The 14,517-nt window shown below is 57.2% G+C and carries 17 protein-coding genes; 11 read left to right on the forward strand and 6 right to left on the reverse strand.

The window, feature by feature from the left end; genetic code table 11:
- The 4 genes from B5G37_RS04275 to B5G37_RS04290 all read left to right on the forward strand — a co-directional run bounded on the left by B5G37_RS04275 (position 1) and on the right by B5G37_RS04290 (position 5,152).
- The gene (locus tag B5G37_RS04275) at positions 1–891 is read left to right on the forward strand and encodes an energy-coupling factor transporter transmembrane component T (RefSeq protein WP_087254382.1); all 891 of its coding nucleotides are present in this window, start codon (positions 1–3) and stop codon (positions 889–891) included.
- Entirely contained in the window at positions 864–2,522 is a 1,659-nt protein-coding gene (locus B5G37_RS04280; protein WP_087254385.1) for an ABC transporter ATP-binding protein, read from the forward strand. The genes B5G37_RS04275 and B5G37_RS04280 overlap by 28 nt, the downstream gene beginning before the upstream one ends.
- Positions 2,504–3,805, forward strand: a complete 1,302-nt coding sequence (locus B5G37_RS15695) for an ECF transporter S component (protein WP_242962754.1) — start codon at positions 2,504–2,506, stop codon at positions 3,803–3,805. Before B5G37_RS04280 ends, B5G37_RS15695 begins: the two co-directional genes overlap by 19 nt.
- 72 nt (positions 3,806–3,877) lie before the next feature.
- A complete protein-coding gene (locus B5G37_RS04290; RefSeq protein WP_087254389.1) occupies positions 3,878–5,152 on the forward strand; it encodes an L-serine ammonia-lyase, iron-sulfur-dependent, subunit alpha in 1,275 nt (424 codons plus the stop codon).
- A 54-nt stretch (positions 5,153–5,206) separates the two neighbouring features.
- On the opposite strand, the gene B5G37_RS04295 is transcribed toward B5G37_RS04290, so the two are convergent.
- The 6 genes from B5G37_RS04295 to B5G37_RS04320 form a co-directional block, all read right to left on the reverse strand.
- Positions 5,207–5,584 (reverse strand): desulfoferrodoxin family protein, encoded by a 378-nt coding sequence (locus B5G37_RS04295; protein WP_087254392.1) that lies wholly within the window; start codon positions 5,582–5,584, stop codon positions 5,207–5,209.
- Positions 5,585–5,681: 97 nt separating this feature from the next.
- Positions 5,682–7,043, reverse strand: a complete 1,362-nt coding sequence (locus B5G37_RS04300) for a hypothetical protein (protein ID WP_087254395.1) — start codon at positions 7,041–7,043, stop codon at positions 5,682–5,684.
- Positions 7,040–7,786, reverse strand: coding sequence for an ABC transporter ATP-binding protein (locus tag B5G37_RS04305; protein WP_087254399.1), 747 nt, complete (start codon positions 7,784–7,786; stop codon positions 7,040–7,042). The genes B5G37_RS04300 and B5G37_RS04305 overlap by 4 nt, the downstream gene beginning before the upstream one ends.
- 14 nt (positions 7,787–7,800) lie before the next feature.
- Positions 7,801–8,289: a hypothetical protein gene (locus B5G37_RS04310; RefSeq protein WP_087254402.1), complete on the reverse strand. Its 489-nt coding sequence runs from the start codon at positions 8,287–8,289 to the stop codon at positions 7,801–7,803.
- Positions 8,286–9,005 (reverse strand): hypothetical protein, encoded by a 720-nt coding sequence (locus B5G37_RS04315; RefSeq protein ID WP_087254405.1) that lies wholly within the window; start codon positions 9,003–9,005, stop codon positions 8,286–8,288. Before B5G37_RS04315 ends, B5G37_RS04310 begins: the two co-directional genes overlap by 4 nt.
- Positions 9,002–9,382, reverse strand: a complete 381-nt coding sequence (locus B5G37_RS04320; protein ID WP_242962758.1) for a GntR family transcriptional regulator — start codon at positions 9,380–9,382, stop codon at positions 9,002–9,004. The genes B5G37_RS04315 and B5G37_RS04320 overlap by 4 nt, the downstream gene beginning before the upstream one ends.
- A gap of 168 nt (positions 9,383–9,550) precedes the next feature.
- Here B5G37_RS04320 and B5G37_RS04325 point away from each other — a divergent pair, with 168 nt between their 5' ends.
- The 7 genes from B5G37_RS04325 to B5G37_RS04355 all read left to right on the forward strand — a co-directional run bounded on the left by B5G37_RS04325 (position 9,551) and on the right by B5G37_RS04355 (position 14,270).
- Positions 9,551–9,874, forward strand: a complete 324-nt coding sequence (locus B5G37_RS04325; RefSeq protein ID WP_087254409.1) for a helix-turn-helix transcriptional regulator — start codon at positions 9,551–9,553, stop codon at positions 9,872–9,874.
- A complete protein-coding gene (locus B5G37_RS04330; RefSeq protein WP_087254412.1) occupies positions 9,871–11,208 on the forward strand; it encodes a TMEM128 family protein in 1,338 nt (445 codons plus the stop codon). Before B5G37_RS04325 ends, B5G37_RS04330 begins: the two co-directional genes overlap by 4 nt.
- Positions 11,205–11,477 (forward strand): cysteine-rich small domain-containing protein, encoded by a 273-nt coding sequence (locus B5G37_RS04335; protein ID WP_242962755.1) that lies wholly within the window; start codon positions 11,205–11,207, stop codon positions 11,475–11,477. The genes B5G37_RS04330 and B5G37_RS04335 overlap by 4 nt, the downstream gene beginning before the upstream one ends.
- Positions 11,470–12,330: an NAD(P)H-hydrate dehydratase gene (locus B5G37_RS04340; RefSeq protein WP_087254418.1), complete on the forward strand. Its 861-nt coding sequence runs from the start codon at positions 11,470–11,472 to the stop codon at positions 12,328–12,330. Before B5G37_RS04335 ends, B5G37_RS04340 begins: the two co-directional genes overlap by 8 nt.
- Positions 12,331–12,496: 166 nt before the next feature.
- Positions 12,497–13,276, forward strand: coding sequence for an EFR1 family ferrodoxin (locus B5G37_RS04345; protein WP_087254421.1), 780 nt, complete (start codon positions 12,497–12,499; stop codon positions 13,274–13,276).
- Between the two features lie 4 nt (positions 13,277–13,280).
- Complete coding sequence (locus B5G37_RS04350) at positions 13,281–13,634, forward strand: arsenate reductase family protein (protein ID WP_087254423.1); 354 nt, start codon at positions 13,281–13,283, stop codon at positions 13,632–13,634.
- A 72-nt stretch (positions 13,635–13,706) separates the two neighbouring features.
- Complete coding sequence (locus B5G37_RS04355) at positions 13,707–14,270, forward strand: 3'-5' exonuclease (RefSeq protein WP_087254428.1); 564 nt, start codon at positions 13,707–13,709, stop codon at positions 14,268–14,270.
- Positions 14,271–14,517 lie beyond the last annotated feature (247 nt).

A 14,517-nucleotide genomic window follows, 5' to 3' on the forward strand; every position in this document is an offset into this window, starting at 1 on the left:
ATGAAGGATGCGTTTGCCCGTTGCCACCCATGGTTGAACCTGGTGTTTTACCTGTGGGTGATGGGAATTACAATTTTTTGCATGCACCCGGTGTTACTGGGCTTATCCGGCGTGGCGGCCTGTGGGTATCTGCTGCGACTGCGTGGCTGGAAAGGTTTGGGTCGGGGGTGCGCCCTGGCTCTGCCGGTGATGGTGCTCTCTGCGGTGATCAACCCTCTGTTTTCCCACCAGGGCATGACCGTTTTGGGCTATCTGCCCTCGGGAAACCCGGTGACCTTGGAATCGCTGCTCTATGGTCTGTGCACCGGCGGCATGATGGGGGTGATGGTGCTGTGGTGTATCACCTGGGCCCAGGTGATGACCTCGGATAAGATCATCTACCTGTGCGGCAAGGGCTTTCCGGCTTTGTCCCTGCTCATCTCCATGGTGCTGCGCTTTCTGCCTCACTTTACGGCCCAGACCCAGCGTGTAATGGAAGCCCAGCGGTGCGTGGGCCGGGATATGCGCCAGGGAAGCGTGTGGCAGCGGCTGCACCAGGGAGGAAGGGTGCTGTCCATTCTGGTGACCTGGTCCCTGGAGACATCGGTGGACACGGCAGATTCCATGAAGGCACGGGGCTACGGACTGCCGGGGCGCACCCAGTATCACCGGTATCGGTGGGACCTGCGCTCCACCCTGTGGCTGGCAGGCATGATGGGGTGCGGCATAGCAGTGCTGGCCGGTGTGGCTACCAAAGAACTGGACATGCGCTATGCGCCCCTGTGGCGTATGAATGAGGCCACGGTGGTGGCGTGTGTGTGCTATGGACTGTACGGCGTGCTGTGCGCCGTACCCTTGATACTCAATGGGGTGGAGGACTGGAAATGGCGTTACTGGATGTGCAAAATTTGACCTTCTCCTATCCGGAGCGTGAGACCCCTGCGCTGTCAGGGGTGAATCTGCGGGTGGAGCGGGGAGAGTTCGTGGTGGTGTGTGGAGGATCTGGGAGTGGAAAATCCACCCTCATTCGCCACTTCAAATCAGCCCTTACTCCCCATGGGCAGCGGCAGGGGCAGGTCTATTATCAGGGCGTCCCCCTGGAGAAGGTGGACCTGCGTACCCAGGCCTCTCAAATTGGTTTTGTCATGCAGCAGCCGGCCCAACAGCTGGTTACCGACAAGGTATGGCATGAGATGGCCTTTGGCCTGGAGAATCTGGGCCTGGAGTTGGAGGACATGCACCTGCGCTTGGCGGAGATGGCCAGCTACTTTGGCCTGCAAAGCTGGATGGACCGAAATGTGTGGGAGCTGTCCGGAGGGGAGCAGCAAATGCTGAACTTGGCTTCGGTGATGGCTATGCACCCAGAGGTGCTGGTGCTGGACGAGCCCACTTCCCAGCTGGACCCCATGGCCGCCACGGAATTTCTCCACGCGATCCAACGCTTGAATGAGCATATGGGGCTGACGGTGGTGCTGGTGGAGCACCGCCTGGATGAGGTGTTCCCCATGGCAGACCGGGTGGTGGTGATGGAGGGGGGCAGAGTGCTTTGGGACGACACTCCCCGCCGTGTGGGACAGGCCACGGCAGACCACCCTCTGGCGGTATGTACGCCGGTGCCTATGCGTATCTTCCACGGGGCCTATGGGACAGGGACATGTCCCATGACGGTGAAAGAAGGGCGGGCGTGGCTGCGTCAGTACCAGGGGAAATCCTCTCAGGCACAACCAGAGCCCACCACCCCCACAGCTGACCTGCCTGTGACCCTGGAAGCCCGAGAGGTGTGGTTCCGATATGAGCGCCATGGGGCGGATGTGCTCCAAGGGCTGAACCTGAGGGTGCCTCGGGGGCAAATTTACGCCCTGATGGGGGATAACGGTGGGGGGAAATCCACTGCGCTGTCCCTGTTCTCCGGAGCCAACCGGCCATACCGGGGTAAAATCTCGGTATATGGACGGGATGGCAAAGAGTATAAAGGAAATAGCCTTGCCGGAAAGGTTTTGGGAGTTTTGCCCCAAAATCCCCAGACCCTCTTTGTGCGGGATCGGGTGGAGGAGGATCTGTGGGAGTTGCTGCGGGATCTTCCCCTGTCCCAGGAGGAGAAAAACGCGCGCCTGGACTGGGTGGTGGAGCAGACGGGGCTGGAAGGACTGTTGGGACAGCACCCCTACGATCTATCCGGAGGGGAACAGCAGCGGGCGGCCCTGGCCAAAGTGCTGCTGCTGGATCCGGAGATTTTGCTGCTGGACGAGCCCACCAAGGGGCTGGATGGCTGCAGCAAGCAGACTTTGGGAAAACTGCTTCAAACGCTGACCCAGCAGGGGAAAACGGTGTGGATGGTGTCCCACGATGTGGAGTTTTGCGGCAGCTACGCCCACACCTGTGGGTTGCTCTTTGGGGGGCGGCTGGTGAGCGAACAGCCTGCTCGGACATTTTTTGCAGGCAATCACTTTTACACCACCGCAGCCAATCAAATGGCCCGGGGGGTGTTTCCCCAGGCGGTGACGGTGGAGGATGTGGTGAAAGCATGTACACAAAGCCAGTGAAAATAGCGACGGGAGCGGACAGCTGGGTGATGGCCCTGGTGTGGTTGTGTCTGCTCATGGCCGCCAATGGCGTGTTTGCCCCCTGGTTTTCTCTACCGGAGCTGGCCTACCGAGGGTTTACCCACCAGTTTACTCTGTGGACAGTGGGGGAGAGTGCCACTTTGGCCCAAGGACTGTATGGGGTGGTAGACCCCACCCAACTGGACTGGGACCGTATGAGCTGGCTGCTGGTGCAGGCGACCCAGGTGGTGGCGGGGCTGTCCTGCGTGGGACTGGTTCTATCCGCCGGGGCGGCCTTTCGCTGGAAGGGGAAAGCCACAACCCTGGTGCGTCTGGCAGCGGGATTGTCTCTGGTTTCCGTGGTGGGGGCGGTTGCCATTTGGTTTGACCTCAGTGGCAGCCTCAATGCAGCCATGGCCCAGTCCAACACCTTCTGGAATCTGACCATGTTCGGTCACATACAGCTGACCGGCTTTGCCTGTGGCCAAGGTGTGGCCGCTGGGGTGCTGCTGGTGGGAGCCGGACGCATGTTGGATACCCAGCGGGTGGTCCATGCGGAGACAGCTCCCAAGGCCCTTGGACGGAGAACCCGAGTGGCAGCGGGCATCATTCTTGTGGTGGTGCCACTGCTCATCGCTTTCGGAATCGTGTTTTTCCAGGGGCGCAGCTACTACTTCATCTCCCTGTGTGTGATCGGGGCGGCGATGCTCCCGTTTTTTGCCGCCTTTGAGGACCGCAAGCCTCAGGCCAGAGAGCTGGTGCTCATCGCCGCCTTGGTGGTGATTGCCACGGCAGGGCGTGGAATTTTCTTCATGCTGCCCCACTTCAAGCCGGTGACCGCCCTGGTGATCGTGGCGGGGATTGGCTTGGGGGCAGAGGCGGGGTTTCTCACAGGGGCCTTGACCGGCTTTATCTCCAACTTTTTCTTTGGCCAGGGGCCGTGGACGCCCTGGCAGATGTTTGCCTTTGGCATCATTGGATTTCTGGCTGGATTGCTCTTTGAAAAGCGAGCCCGGAAGGGGGAGCTTTTCCTGGTGCCGGTGGTTATCTTTGGTTTTGTGGCCACGGTAGGCATTTATGGTCTGCTTCTGGACACTTCCACCGCCCTTTCTCTGCTGGAGAGCCTGACCTGGGACTCAGCTCTAGCCTGTTATGTGGCGGGAGTACCGGTAAACATCACCCACGGGGTGTCTACGGTGCTGTTTTTGCTGGTGGTCACTCGGCCAATGCTGCGGAAAATCTGCCGGATTCGGAAAAAATACGGGCTTCTCCCCGGGGCATGAGAAATGGCCTTTTCACCAGGTGTATCCCTGTGGTACAATGGGGAAAATGCGAGAAAAAGGAGAGAGAAACGGATGGAGCGCACCGACGAGAGATATGACGCCTATGTGCAGATTCTTCATCAGGAGCTCAAGCCCGCCATGGGGTGCACCGAACCCATTGCTGTGGCCTATGCCTGTGCGGTGGCCCGGGATACCCTGGGGGCATTGCCGGAGCGGGTGGAGCTGCAGGTGAGTGGCAATATCATTAAGAATGTGAAAAGTGTGGTGGTGCCCAACACTGGGGGCAGACGAGGCTTGGAGGTGGCCGCGGCGGTGGGAACTGTGGCGGCGGACGCCAAAGCCCAGCTGCAATGCATCGCCCACGTGACGGAGCAGGACATGGAGCGGGTGGAGGAGTACCGATCCCAGGGACGGGTGACCATCACTCCTTTGGAGACCACCCATCCCTTTGACATTCTGGTGGAGGTTTCTGCTGGGGCAGATTCTGCCCGGGTGCGCATGGTGGATCAGCACACCAATCTGGTTCACGTCAGCCGAAATGGTACAGTTTTGCACCAAGCCCAGGTGGTGGAAGAGGTGCAGGAAAACCCCTTGCAGCAGCTGCTCAGCGTGCAGGGCATTCTGGACTTTGCCGACAGCGTGGACTTGGAAGATGTGCGCAAGCCTCTGGAGCAGCAGGTGAAGCTGAACTGGGCCATCTCTCAGGAGGGCCTGGAGGGCAGCTATGGGGCCATGATCGGCAAGGAGCTGATGGCACAGGCCGGGGATGACTGGAAAGCCCGGCTGAGAGCTCGGGCCGCGGCGGGCTCGGATGCCCGCATGAGCGGCTGTGAACTTCCGGTGGTTATCATCTCCGGCAGCGGGAACCAGGGTCTGACTGCCTCTCTGCCGGTGGTGGAGTACGCCGCCATTCAGGGGATCCCAGAGGAGCGGATGTATCGGGCGTTAGTGGTGTCCAATCTGCTCACTGTCCACCAAAAGACCAACCTGGGCCGCCTGTCTGCCTTCTGTGGGGCGGTGAATGCGGCCTGTGCCGCCGCAGCGGCCATTGCCTATCTGGATGGCATGGGGATGGACGGGGTGGCCCACACCCTGGTCAACTCCCTGGCCGTGGTTTCCGGCATGGTGTGCGACGGGGCCAAGGCCTCCTGTGCGGCGAAAATCTCACTGGCTCTGGAGGCGGGGCTCATGGGCTATGAGATGTACAAGGCCGGACATGAGTTTTATGATGGAGATGGCATTGTGAAAAAAGGGGTGGAGAACACCTTGAATATGGTGGCCCGGTTGGGCCGCCTGGGCATGCGGGAGACGGATCGTGAGATCCTGCGCATCATGACCGGACAATGAAAAAGACGGGACTGACCAAAGTCAGTCCCGTCTTTTTTTGACGACAAGGAAGACTTACAGCTGGGTCATCCACAGGCCGTGGAGGTTGCAGTAGGCGTACACGGCCACAGGAGTCTCGTCGCCCAGGTGGAACACGGCACGGGGTGCGTCACCGGGCTTGAGCTGGATGCGGTGGCCGCCGTTCTGGGTCTTCACATAAATCCAGGGGATATAGTGCTCTTCCACCATGGGGTGTTCCACGGAACCCACCTGGACGGTGAGAGTGCCATGTTCCAGAGTGGCCACGGGGATATGCTTCTCGCCGCTGGCTTCCACGGTGTTGGGAACCAGCTCCTCCATGGGCTGACCGCAACAGAAGATGGGTACACCAGCGTCATGGATGACACCGACAATGTTGCCGCAATGCTTGCAGCGTAGGAATCGATTGTTCATAAGAGACCCTCCTGGTTTCGGTTGTATTTGGGTGGTGGCTCCACCGGGGTTAGTATATCACGAGGGGATGGAAAAGAACAGAGTTTTTTACGTTTTCTCATGAGATGGGAACAGATTCCAAACGCAAGTCTGTCAAGGTGATGGGATACTTGTCAGAGGAATCAAAATATTGGCTCAACGTCAGGTCGGCAGAGTAGCAACATCCCTGAGGGGTATACACAGCCACAAAGATATAGCTGCAGGCCCCGCCACCAGCGTAGGTCAGGGTATAGAGGGTGTTGCCCTGTAGAATGCTGGTAATGGAAGGGGAGTACATGGGCGACGGATCCGGGAGGCTGGTGGAAATGACAGGGGAAAAGGTCCCGTCCTCGCCCCGGCGCCAAGCCATTATTTTGGACAGAATCATCTCATCTCCTGCCCACTGAGAGCCCACATAGGTGATGTGGTCGTCGACGGCATAGAAGGATATGATCTGGTTGGTATCGCCCAAATGAAGCTGTTGGAGTTGGGTTCCGGTGGCAAGGTCCAGTACGGTGAGTTGATTGGGGTGGTGCTGGTTGGCAGAGGTGACCAGGGCCAGCTGGGGACCATCGCCAATGAGGGACATGGTTTGGGCCGGAGCGTCTATGGAAGCCACCAGCTGGATGTTGGCCACATCGATTACAGTGGTTTCATTGGCAACGGTCAAGGGCAGACGGTACAGCCCGGGAGTTACCTGGGTGTCGTCCAGCTCCAAATCCAGAGATGCGTGGGGGAAAGCCACATAAAAGGCATCTTGGAAATACACCGCCTTGGCGGAGCAATAGGGCATATCTGGGGCATAGAAGGAAAATTCGCTGATGGAGCCATCCGGCTGCACCGTCACCGAAACCTCCGCGGTGATGCCCCCCTGGATGGGGATGGAGAATACGCTGGACAAGTCCACGGCTGTATAGTTGGGATGGTCCTGGAAATCCCAGTCATAACACTCTAGTGAGACGGGGTAGTACTGGAGGTAGTCTTGCAAGTTGACGGTTGCCGTATAAGACCCGCCTTGTGCGGTGGTATCACCTATGATATCCTGAATCATTTCGCGGTAAATTGCATAGGTGTAAGGGTCGTTGCTCACGAAATCGCCGTGATAATATGTGGTGCTGAAAAATCCAGTTACGGAGAGCTGTGGGCCATCGTTGACAGGCTGGTAGGGGATGCCGTCTTTCTGGGCCTCGAAGTGGAATTTGGTTTCGCAGCTGGGAGTCTGGGCCGGGGTAAAGGTGGTGGTCCAGTTCAGCTTTCCGCCCATAGTGGTCTCTGCCACCAGTCGCAATCCCTGGGCGTCGGATGGGTCACCTGTGCTATAAAGTGGGTTGGCGGTGAAGGTGACCTGTTCTGCAGTGGGAACGATGGTGACAAGGGCGGAGACAAACACCACAGCGGTGGCGAGGAATAGGGCTAAGAAGGCAAATAAGGCACGTTTCATGACGGATTATCCTCCTCTCCAGTGAGTTCCCATAAGGTGCTGCTCACCCGATCGGGGGCGTAGTGATACTTCTCTTTCACATACTCCCAGACCGTGAGCCCCTGTTCATCCAGCTCCAGGGCGGACACATCCCCCACAATTTGCCCATCCCACAGCAGTACAGCCCGGCTGATGAAGGAGTTGATTTCGGTGAGCAGATGGGTGGAGAGGATCACCGTCTCTGTGGGCTCCAGAATGCCCAGCAGCACCTTATAGAAGTCCTCGCGGTTAAAAATGTCGTTTCCGGCAAAGGGTTCGTCCATGAGAATGTACTCTGCCCCCTGGCACAGGGCCAAAATCACCTCAAATTGATTCTGTTGGCCGGTGGAGAAGCTGCGCAGAGGCCGGTGGTCCGGCAGGTGAAAGAAATCCATCAGGGCATGGAACCGTTTGTCCCGCCAGGCAGGGAAGTGGGAGCGGTAAAAGTCCCGGTGAGCCTGGGAGGTCAGGTTGGGGAAAAAGGAGTGCTCACAGGTGGCAAAGCTGAGGCGGGCGATGTTGGTGTGGTTGATGGGGGCACCATCCAGGGTGATGGCCCCCTCGCAGGGCAGCAGGCCCAGGATGCATTTGAGTAAGGTGGTCTTGCCCGCGCCGTTTGCTCCAAACAGTCCCACCACCTCCCCGGGACCAATGGACAGATTGACCTGATAGAGAGCTTGGGTGGAAAGGGGATACTTTTTACTTACGTCTGTGAGTTGCAGCATGGCAGAAACCTCCTTTAATTCCAAAAGGCATCCCACATGGAAGGGGGGAGCAGCGGGGAGGGGGTGCACCTCCAATAGATGGCGAAATCCAGCAACAAAAGCAAAAGGGCTAAGATGAGATAGCACATAGCGGCCAGGATGGGGACTGTGAGGCACCGGCGGGGCAGCTCTCGGGGGGTGGACAGGCGGCGCATGAGGTATATGCTCTTAGATTCTGTGAAGTGGGAGCGCCAGAACATCCAGGCCAGAGGGATCATGGCCAGCACGGCGATGACGTAGCCATACAGGCTGAATCCCAGCAGAGAGAAGAAGGAGGGCATGATGGCGTCAGGGCGAAGGTATTGCACGCCGTCAGCGCTATGGTACCAGAGCTCTTGACTGGCCATGGTATAGGAATAGAGATAGTAGAGATTGCAGCAGGCGGCAGCCAAAGCACCCAGTCCCAAGCCTTGCAACACTTTGTCTGGGGAGACGGTCATGGGAAACAGGGCTTGCATCTTCATGTGACCACCTCCCGGGCTTTGGCGGTGACATACTGGTAATAGCTGACACAAACCCCGCCCCACAGGGCAAACATCAGGCATATGCCCCAGCCGTAGTCACCGGGTTTGGCGGCGTACAGGGCGGTAGATACCGCAAACACTACAGGGGGCATGTAGACTTTGCCTTCCCAGCTGCGTACCATGCCTATGCCGGTGTTGACCCCCAATCCCAGGTAGACCAGCGGAGTGGTGATCCAGAAGGGCCAATCCGCCAGGGGCAGCAGGGGGTGGAGGTAGACGCTGCGGTAACAGGTGAGCAGCTCCAGCTGCACACTGAAGGCATCTAGGGGAGCTAAAAAGCGGAACAGTGCCGCCGTGGCTATCACCATGGACACCTGAAACAGCCAAAACAGGAGATAGATCCCCACGCAGTAAACCATGTGAATAAGTAGCAGGGAGCGGGAGGGGATCGACAGCCGCGCCATGGTGTAGTTGACCCGGCTGCGGGTTCCGCCGTGGGCGTTTAGAAGTACCAGGGTGGCCAGGGTAATGGCCACCGCAGGGGAAAACCGGTATACAGGGAAATCCAGAATGCTCTCCAAGGGTGGAGCGTAAAGGTTGCACAGCATCCAATAGGCGGTCAGCAGTTGAGTTACAGCCAGAGCGGCCAGAATGGCCAAAATCCGCCAAAAGGAGGTGGTGGCAGCCAGGGATAATACAGACAAGGATTTTTTCATGGAGTATCCTCCTTCCACAGAGCCTCGATGAGGGCAACGGTCTGACTGCGGGTGAGGCCCATGGCCCGCATGGTTGCAATGTAGTCCTGGGTTTGGGTGTGGGGTAGTTGCTGTTGCATGGCCTGACTTTGTTCCGATGACAGACACACGTAGCTCTTGCTTCCTGTGCGGGAGGAGATCAGCCCCTCTTCCTCCAGCAGGCGAAAGGCCTTCTGAATGGTGTTGGGGTTGACGCCCAGCAGAGCGGAGAGTGTGCGCCGGGAGGGAAGCTCGTCTCCATCTTGCACCGTTCCGGCGGCAATGCCCGCTTTCAAGTGTTGAATGATCTGGGCGTATATGGGGGTGCCGTCTCGAAGATGCAGGTCGTCAAAGCGCACCAAGGTGTATCACATCCTCTCCACTGTATTACTTGTATAGTACACTTCCTAACTGTATTATATGAGTAGTACGGTTGACTGTCAAGAGATATTTTTCTTGACAATCTCGAACATCGAGAATATAGTGAAAGTGGGAAAACTCGAATATCGAGAATAGAGGTGAGAAGCATGGCTCGCGTGAAATTCCAGACCCTGTCTGAACAGATGTTTTATGTTTTGCTCTGTCTGCGTGAGGAGCGGTGCGGCATTGATATTCTGGATCAGGTGCCTACCATGACGGACGGGCGAGTACGGGTGGGATCAGGGACGTTGTACAACCTCTTGGAGCAGTTTTTGGATGCCGGATGTATTGAGGAGACCCGTGTGGAGGGACGGCGGCGCAGTTATCTCATTACGCCCAAGGGTCAGGAAATGCTGGATCAGGAATACCAGCGAATTTGTGCCCAGGCCAGGGATTACCTGCGCTGGACGGGAGAGGAGGGGCATCCATGAAAACGCGGAAACGGACTTGGAAACGCATCGCCTTTTTTGATTCTTGTGAGACCGTGTGTTATTTGGAGAAAAAAGCCCGGGAAGGCTGGGTACTGGAGCATGTCTTTGGCATATGGTGGACCTTCCGGTGGACGGAGCCCCGTCCGGCTCATGTGTGGATCTCTTATTTGACGCAGGATGTCTACGACCCAGAGCCCAGTGAGAAGTTGGAGAATATGACGGAGCTGGGGGAGCATACCGGCTGGCAGCTGACAGTGACCACGCCTACCATGCAGGTGTTTTATAACTGGGAGCAAACCCCCATTCCCATGGAGACCGACCCAGTGGCTCATGTGGAAGGGATGCATCGTTCGTTGAAACAAGGTGCCTTGACGCTCTACCGCGTTCTTTTTGGTCTGGCGCTGGCTTGTCTTTTGGTAAATCTTTGGAGCCTGTTGAAAATGCCCTTGTGGGCCTTGTCTCATTATGCAGAGTGGATGCTGGATGATTTTCTGCTTTTTGTAGTCATAGGGGCGGAGCTGATTCCGTATGAACTTTGGTATCGAAAGGCCAGAAAGGTGGCGGCCCAGGGGGAGTGGCTGGATACTCGGCCATGGGGACGGGTGATCCGTTGGGTGCTGATGGCATATGTGATCCTTTGGCTGTCTGGAATTGTCGTCACTCTGGTGGTGAAGCCTTGGGTTCATGCTCGCCTGTTTATCGTGGTCTCCGGCGTTGCGTTTGCGGTGGGTTGGTGCTTTGTGCTTTGGATGCGGGATGTATTGAGAAGGCGGAAGGTCTCTCGGGGCAAAAATGAGGTGATGACCGCGGCGGTGTCCTTTTTGGGGGTCATGGCCTTTGTCGGTGTGATGGTTGCTGTGTTCACGCATTGGAACTGGTTTTCGCCCACATCGGTGGACAGCTGGTGGAGCCAATATCCAGATGGACTGCCCCTGACCGTAGAGCAGTTGCGAGGTGAGGTGGATGAGCAGGAGTTTTGGGTGCACCGAGACGGGGAGGAATCTCTGGTGTTGGGCCAGTACCTGGGATGGCAGGTCTCTGAGCGGGAAACTGGGCCAGACGAGGACATGGACACCGTGATGTATACGGTTACCTTAGTGAAGCTGCCGGCGCTGCACAACCTGTGTCGAGACACCATGCTCTGGGCGGATCATGAGGCGGTGGACCCCACGTTGTGGCTGGCCCAGGAGGCGTACCGGGAGACGGATCATGGACGCTTGCGCACCTACCTGCTGTGCTACGAGACCTGTGTGGTGGAGATTCGCTTTGGATGGGAGCCCACGGTGGAGCAGATGCAGCTGGTGGGAGAGACGTTTGGAGGGGATATGCTGTGAAAGACCAAGAGACAGGACACAATTATGAGTTTTTTGCTCACACATCCTGTGAGTTCTTTCCCTGCCACCCTACCCAGCATCCGGAGGACTTCAACTGCCTGTTCTGCTACTGTCCCCTCTATCTGCTGGGGGAGGAGTGTGGCGGAGCCTTTACCTACACGCCACAGGGAATCAAGGATTGCTCTCAGTGCCTTCTGCCCCATCGGCGAGAGAATTACGGATATATCATTGGAAAGTTGATGGAGAAAGGGGAGAAGGACCGTGGGTGAAGTGGTTTTGATGACTCGGGACATGGTGCACCTGCCCCGCCGGGCGCGGGAGAGCCACAAGGGAGACTATGGAAGGGTGCTCATTGTGGCAGGTAGTCAAGGGTATACCGGCGCCCCGGTGTTTGCCGCCCAAGGCGCCTTGCGCAGTGGGGCAGGGCTGGTGTTTTTGGGGGTGCCCCAGGAGGTATATCCCATCGTGGCCACTCGTTGTTCCAGTGAGATGCCCTTTCCATTACCCCAAGAGCCGGAGCAGGTGGTGGAGCGGGCAAACCAGTGTGACGTGGTGCTGGTAGGCCCCGGCATGGGGCGCAGTGCGTGGGCGCAGCAACTGATTCTTTGTCTGGTTCAGGAGGTAGAACGGCCTTTGGTGCTAGACGCCGACGGCCTCAACGCCCTGGAAGGGCGCACGGAGTTGCTGCGTAGGCGGAAGGCCCTCACCGTCCTCACCCCTCACGATGGAGAATTTGCCCGGCTGACGGGGTGTGGACTACCCTTGAAGCAGCGGGAGGAGCGGGCCCGACAGCTGGCCAGAGATACCGGGAGTATCGTGGTGCTGAAAGGGTACCAAACTTTTACGGTAGATTCCCAGGGTCGGGGATGGTGCAACACCACCGGAAACCCCGGCATGGCCAAGGGAGGCAGCGGGGATATTTTGGCCGGGATAATCGCCTCATTTTTGGGGCAAAAGCAGCTGGCGAGCCAGGTTTCTTGCCCAGGGGAGTTGGTGGCCTGGGCAGTATACTGCCATGGGGCGGCAGGGGACGAGGCGGCGGCCCGATTGGGAGAATACAGCATGCTGCCTGATGATACTTTGCTGGCTCTGCCCCAGGTGCTGTGTACTCATACTCATTGACCCCAGCTGGCCTCCTATGCTGGAGCTGACCTTCTGATTCGGACTGGAATTCACAAAAATCCCATCTGTTTGGAGGTGATTTTTTCCGCTCTGATGGTTGACACCGGCGGGAAAATCGTATACTGTGTCCATGATGAGAGAGGGAATGTTCCATGGAGGAAGGAATATGATTCTTTATTTTTCAGCCACAGGAAACAGCCAGTACTGCGCAGAATGGCTGGCTGATCACAGGAAGGATGACCTGATGGACACCTTCTACTATATTCGCCACGGGATCGCAGCGGAGCTGCAGTCCGAGACGCCCTGGGTGTTTGTCATGCCCACCTACTGTTGGCAGATTCCCCGGGTGGTGGAGGATTTCATCCTGTCTGGACATTTCAGCGGCAGCAGGGAGGCCTATTTTGTGATGACTTGCGGTTCTGAGGTGGGCGATGTGGAGCCCAGACTTCGGGATCTGTGCCAGCGCAAGGGGATGAACTACCGTGGGACCCTTCCGGTGGTGATGCCAGATAACTATCTGGTCTTTTTCAACCCTCCCAGCCGGGATCAGGCTCACATCATGCGCCGGAAGGCAGAGGATACCCTGGAGCAGGGGGTCGGATACATGAGCCGGGGAGAATCTTTCCCGCCCATCCAGACCAAGGGATTGGATCACTTGAAATCTGGTGCGGTCAACCGGGCCTTTTACCGCTTTCATGTGAAAGCCAACAAATTCTATGCCAAGGACTCCTGTGTGGGCTGCGGCAAGTGCGAACATGTGTGCCCCTTGGGGAACATCCAGATGGAAAAGGGAAAGCCGGTGTGGGGAACCACCTGCACCCACTGCATGGCGTGCATCTGCAAATGCCCTGTGGAGGCCATCGAGTATGGAAAAGGTACACGAAAGAAACAACGATATCTCTGCCCACCCTATCAGGGCCGAGAGCAAGCCGAAAAAGGAGTGTAACACCATGAGCGTTTTGTTTTTACAGTATCCGCCCTGTACCACCTGCAAAAAGGCCAAGGTATGGCTGGATGAGCACCAGGTTTCCTATGAGGATCGCCACATTAAGGAGAAGAATCCCACGGTGGAGGAGCTGAAGGCCTGGCATGAGAAAAGCGGGCTGCCTCTCAAACGCTTTTTCAACACCTCTGGGCTGGCCTACAAGGCTCTGGGGCTGAAAGATCGCCTGCCCACCATGTCTGAAGAGGAGCAGTATCAGCTTTTGGCCTCCGACGGAATGCTGGTCAAGCGCCCCCTGGTGATTGGGGATGACTTTGTCCTGGTGGGTTTCAAGGCAGAACAGTGGCAGCAGCACCTGTAAGGTAGACGGCCGGGAAAATCTGTGGTAAAATGTCGCACATATTGCAAATTCAGATAGAGAGGCCTGTGAAACATGTCCCAGAGAGTTGTTGCCTTTGATGTAGAGACCCCCAACTCCGTCAACGACCGCATGAGCGCCATTGGCATCACCGTGATGGAGGAGGGACAAGTGGTGGAGGAATTCTATTCCCTGGTCAACCCGGAGGAGGAGTTTGAACCCTTCAACGTAGAACTCACCGGAATCACCCCGGAGATGGTGGCCCATGAGCCCACCTTTCCCCAGCTGTGGGATACTATCCGCCCCATTCTGGAGCAGGGGGTGTTGGTGGCCCACAATGCCCCTTTTGACATGTCGGTGCTGGCCAAGTGCCTGCGGGACTACGGCATCAGCTGGGCCAAACGGGTGAACTATGCTTGTACTTGTCAGATGAGTCGTCGACTTATTCCCCAGTCTCCCAACCACAAACTCAACACGTTGTGTGACTACTTTGGACTGGAGCTGGATCACCACCATGCAGGCAGCGACAGCCGAGCCTGTGGAGAGATCTACTTCCGCTGTGTGGAGACGGGAGAAGACGTGTCCGGGTTTGTGCGTACCTACGATGTGGAGCGCATTCGAACGGAAAAAAGACGATAACGAGAAGGGCCTGTTGCAAAATAGGCCAGAACAACAAAACGAGAGGCTAACCTTTTTGGGGGTTGGCCTCTCGTTTCATTTGCTTTACAATTTGTTTGTGCAGACAAATTATAACAAGCAAGATCAGTAAAAATATTACCGGAGAACGCACCCGTCCGACTGGCAAGTGCCCAGCTTGAGGAACTGGATTACAGGAAACTGTATCGCACCTATTCGTCCAGAGGACGGAAATCGGCAGTGGAACCAC

Origin of the sequence: Pseudoflavonifractor sp. An85, assembly GCF_002161235.1 — a bacterium.
Lineage (GTDB): Bacteria > Bacillota > Clostridia > Oscillospirales > Oscillospiraceae > Enterenecus.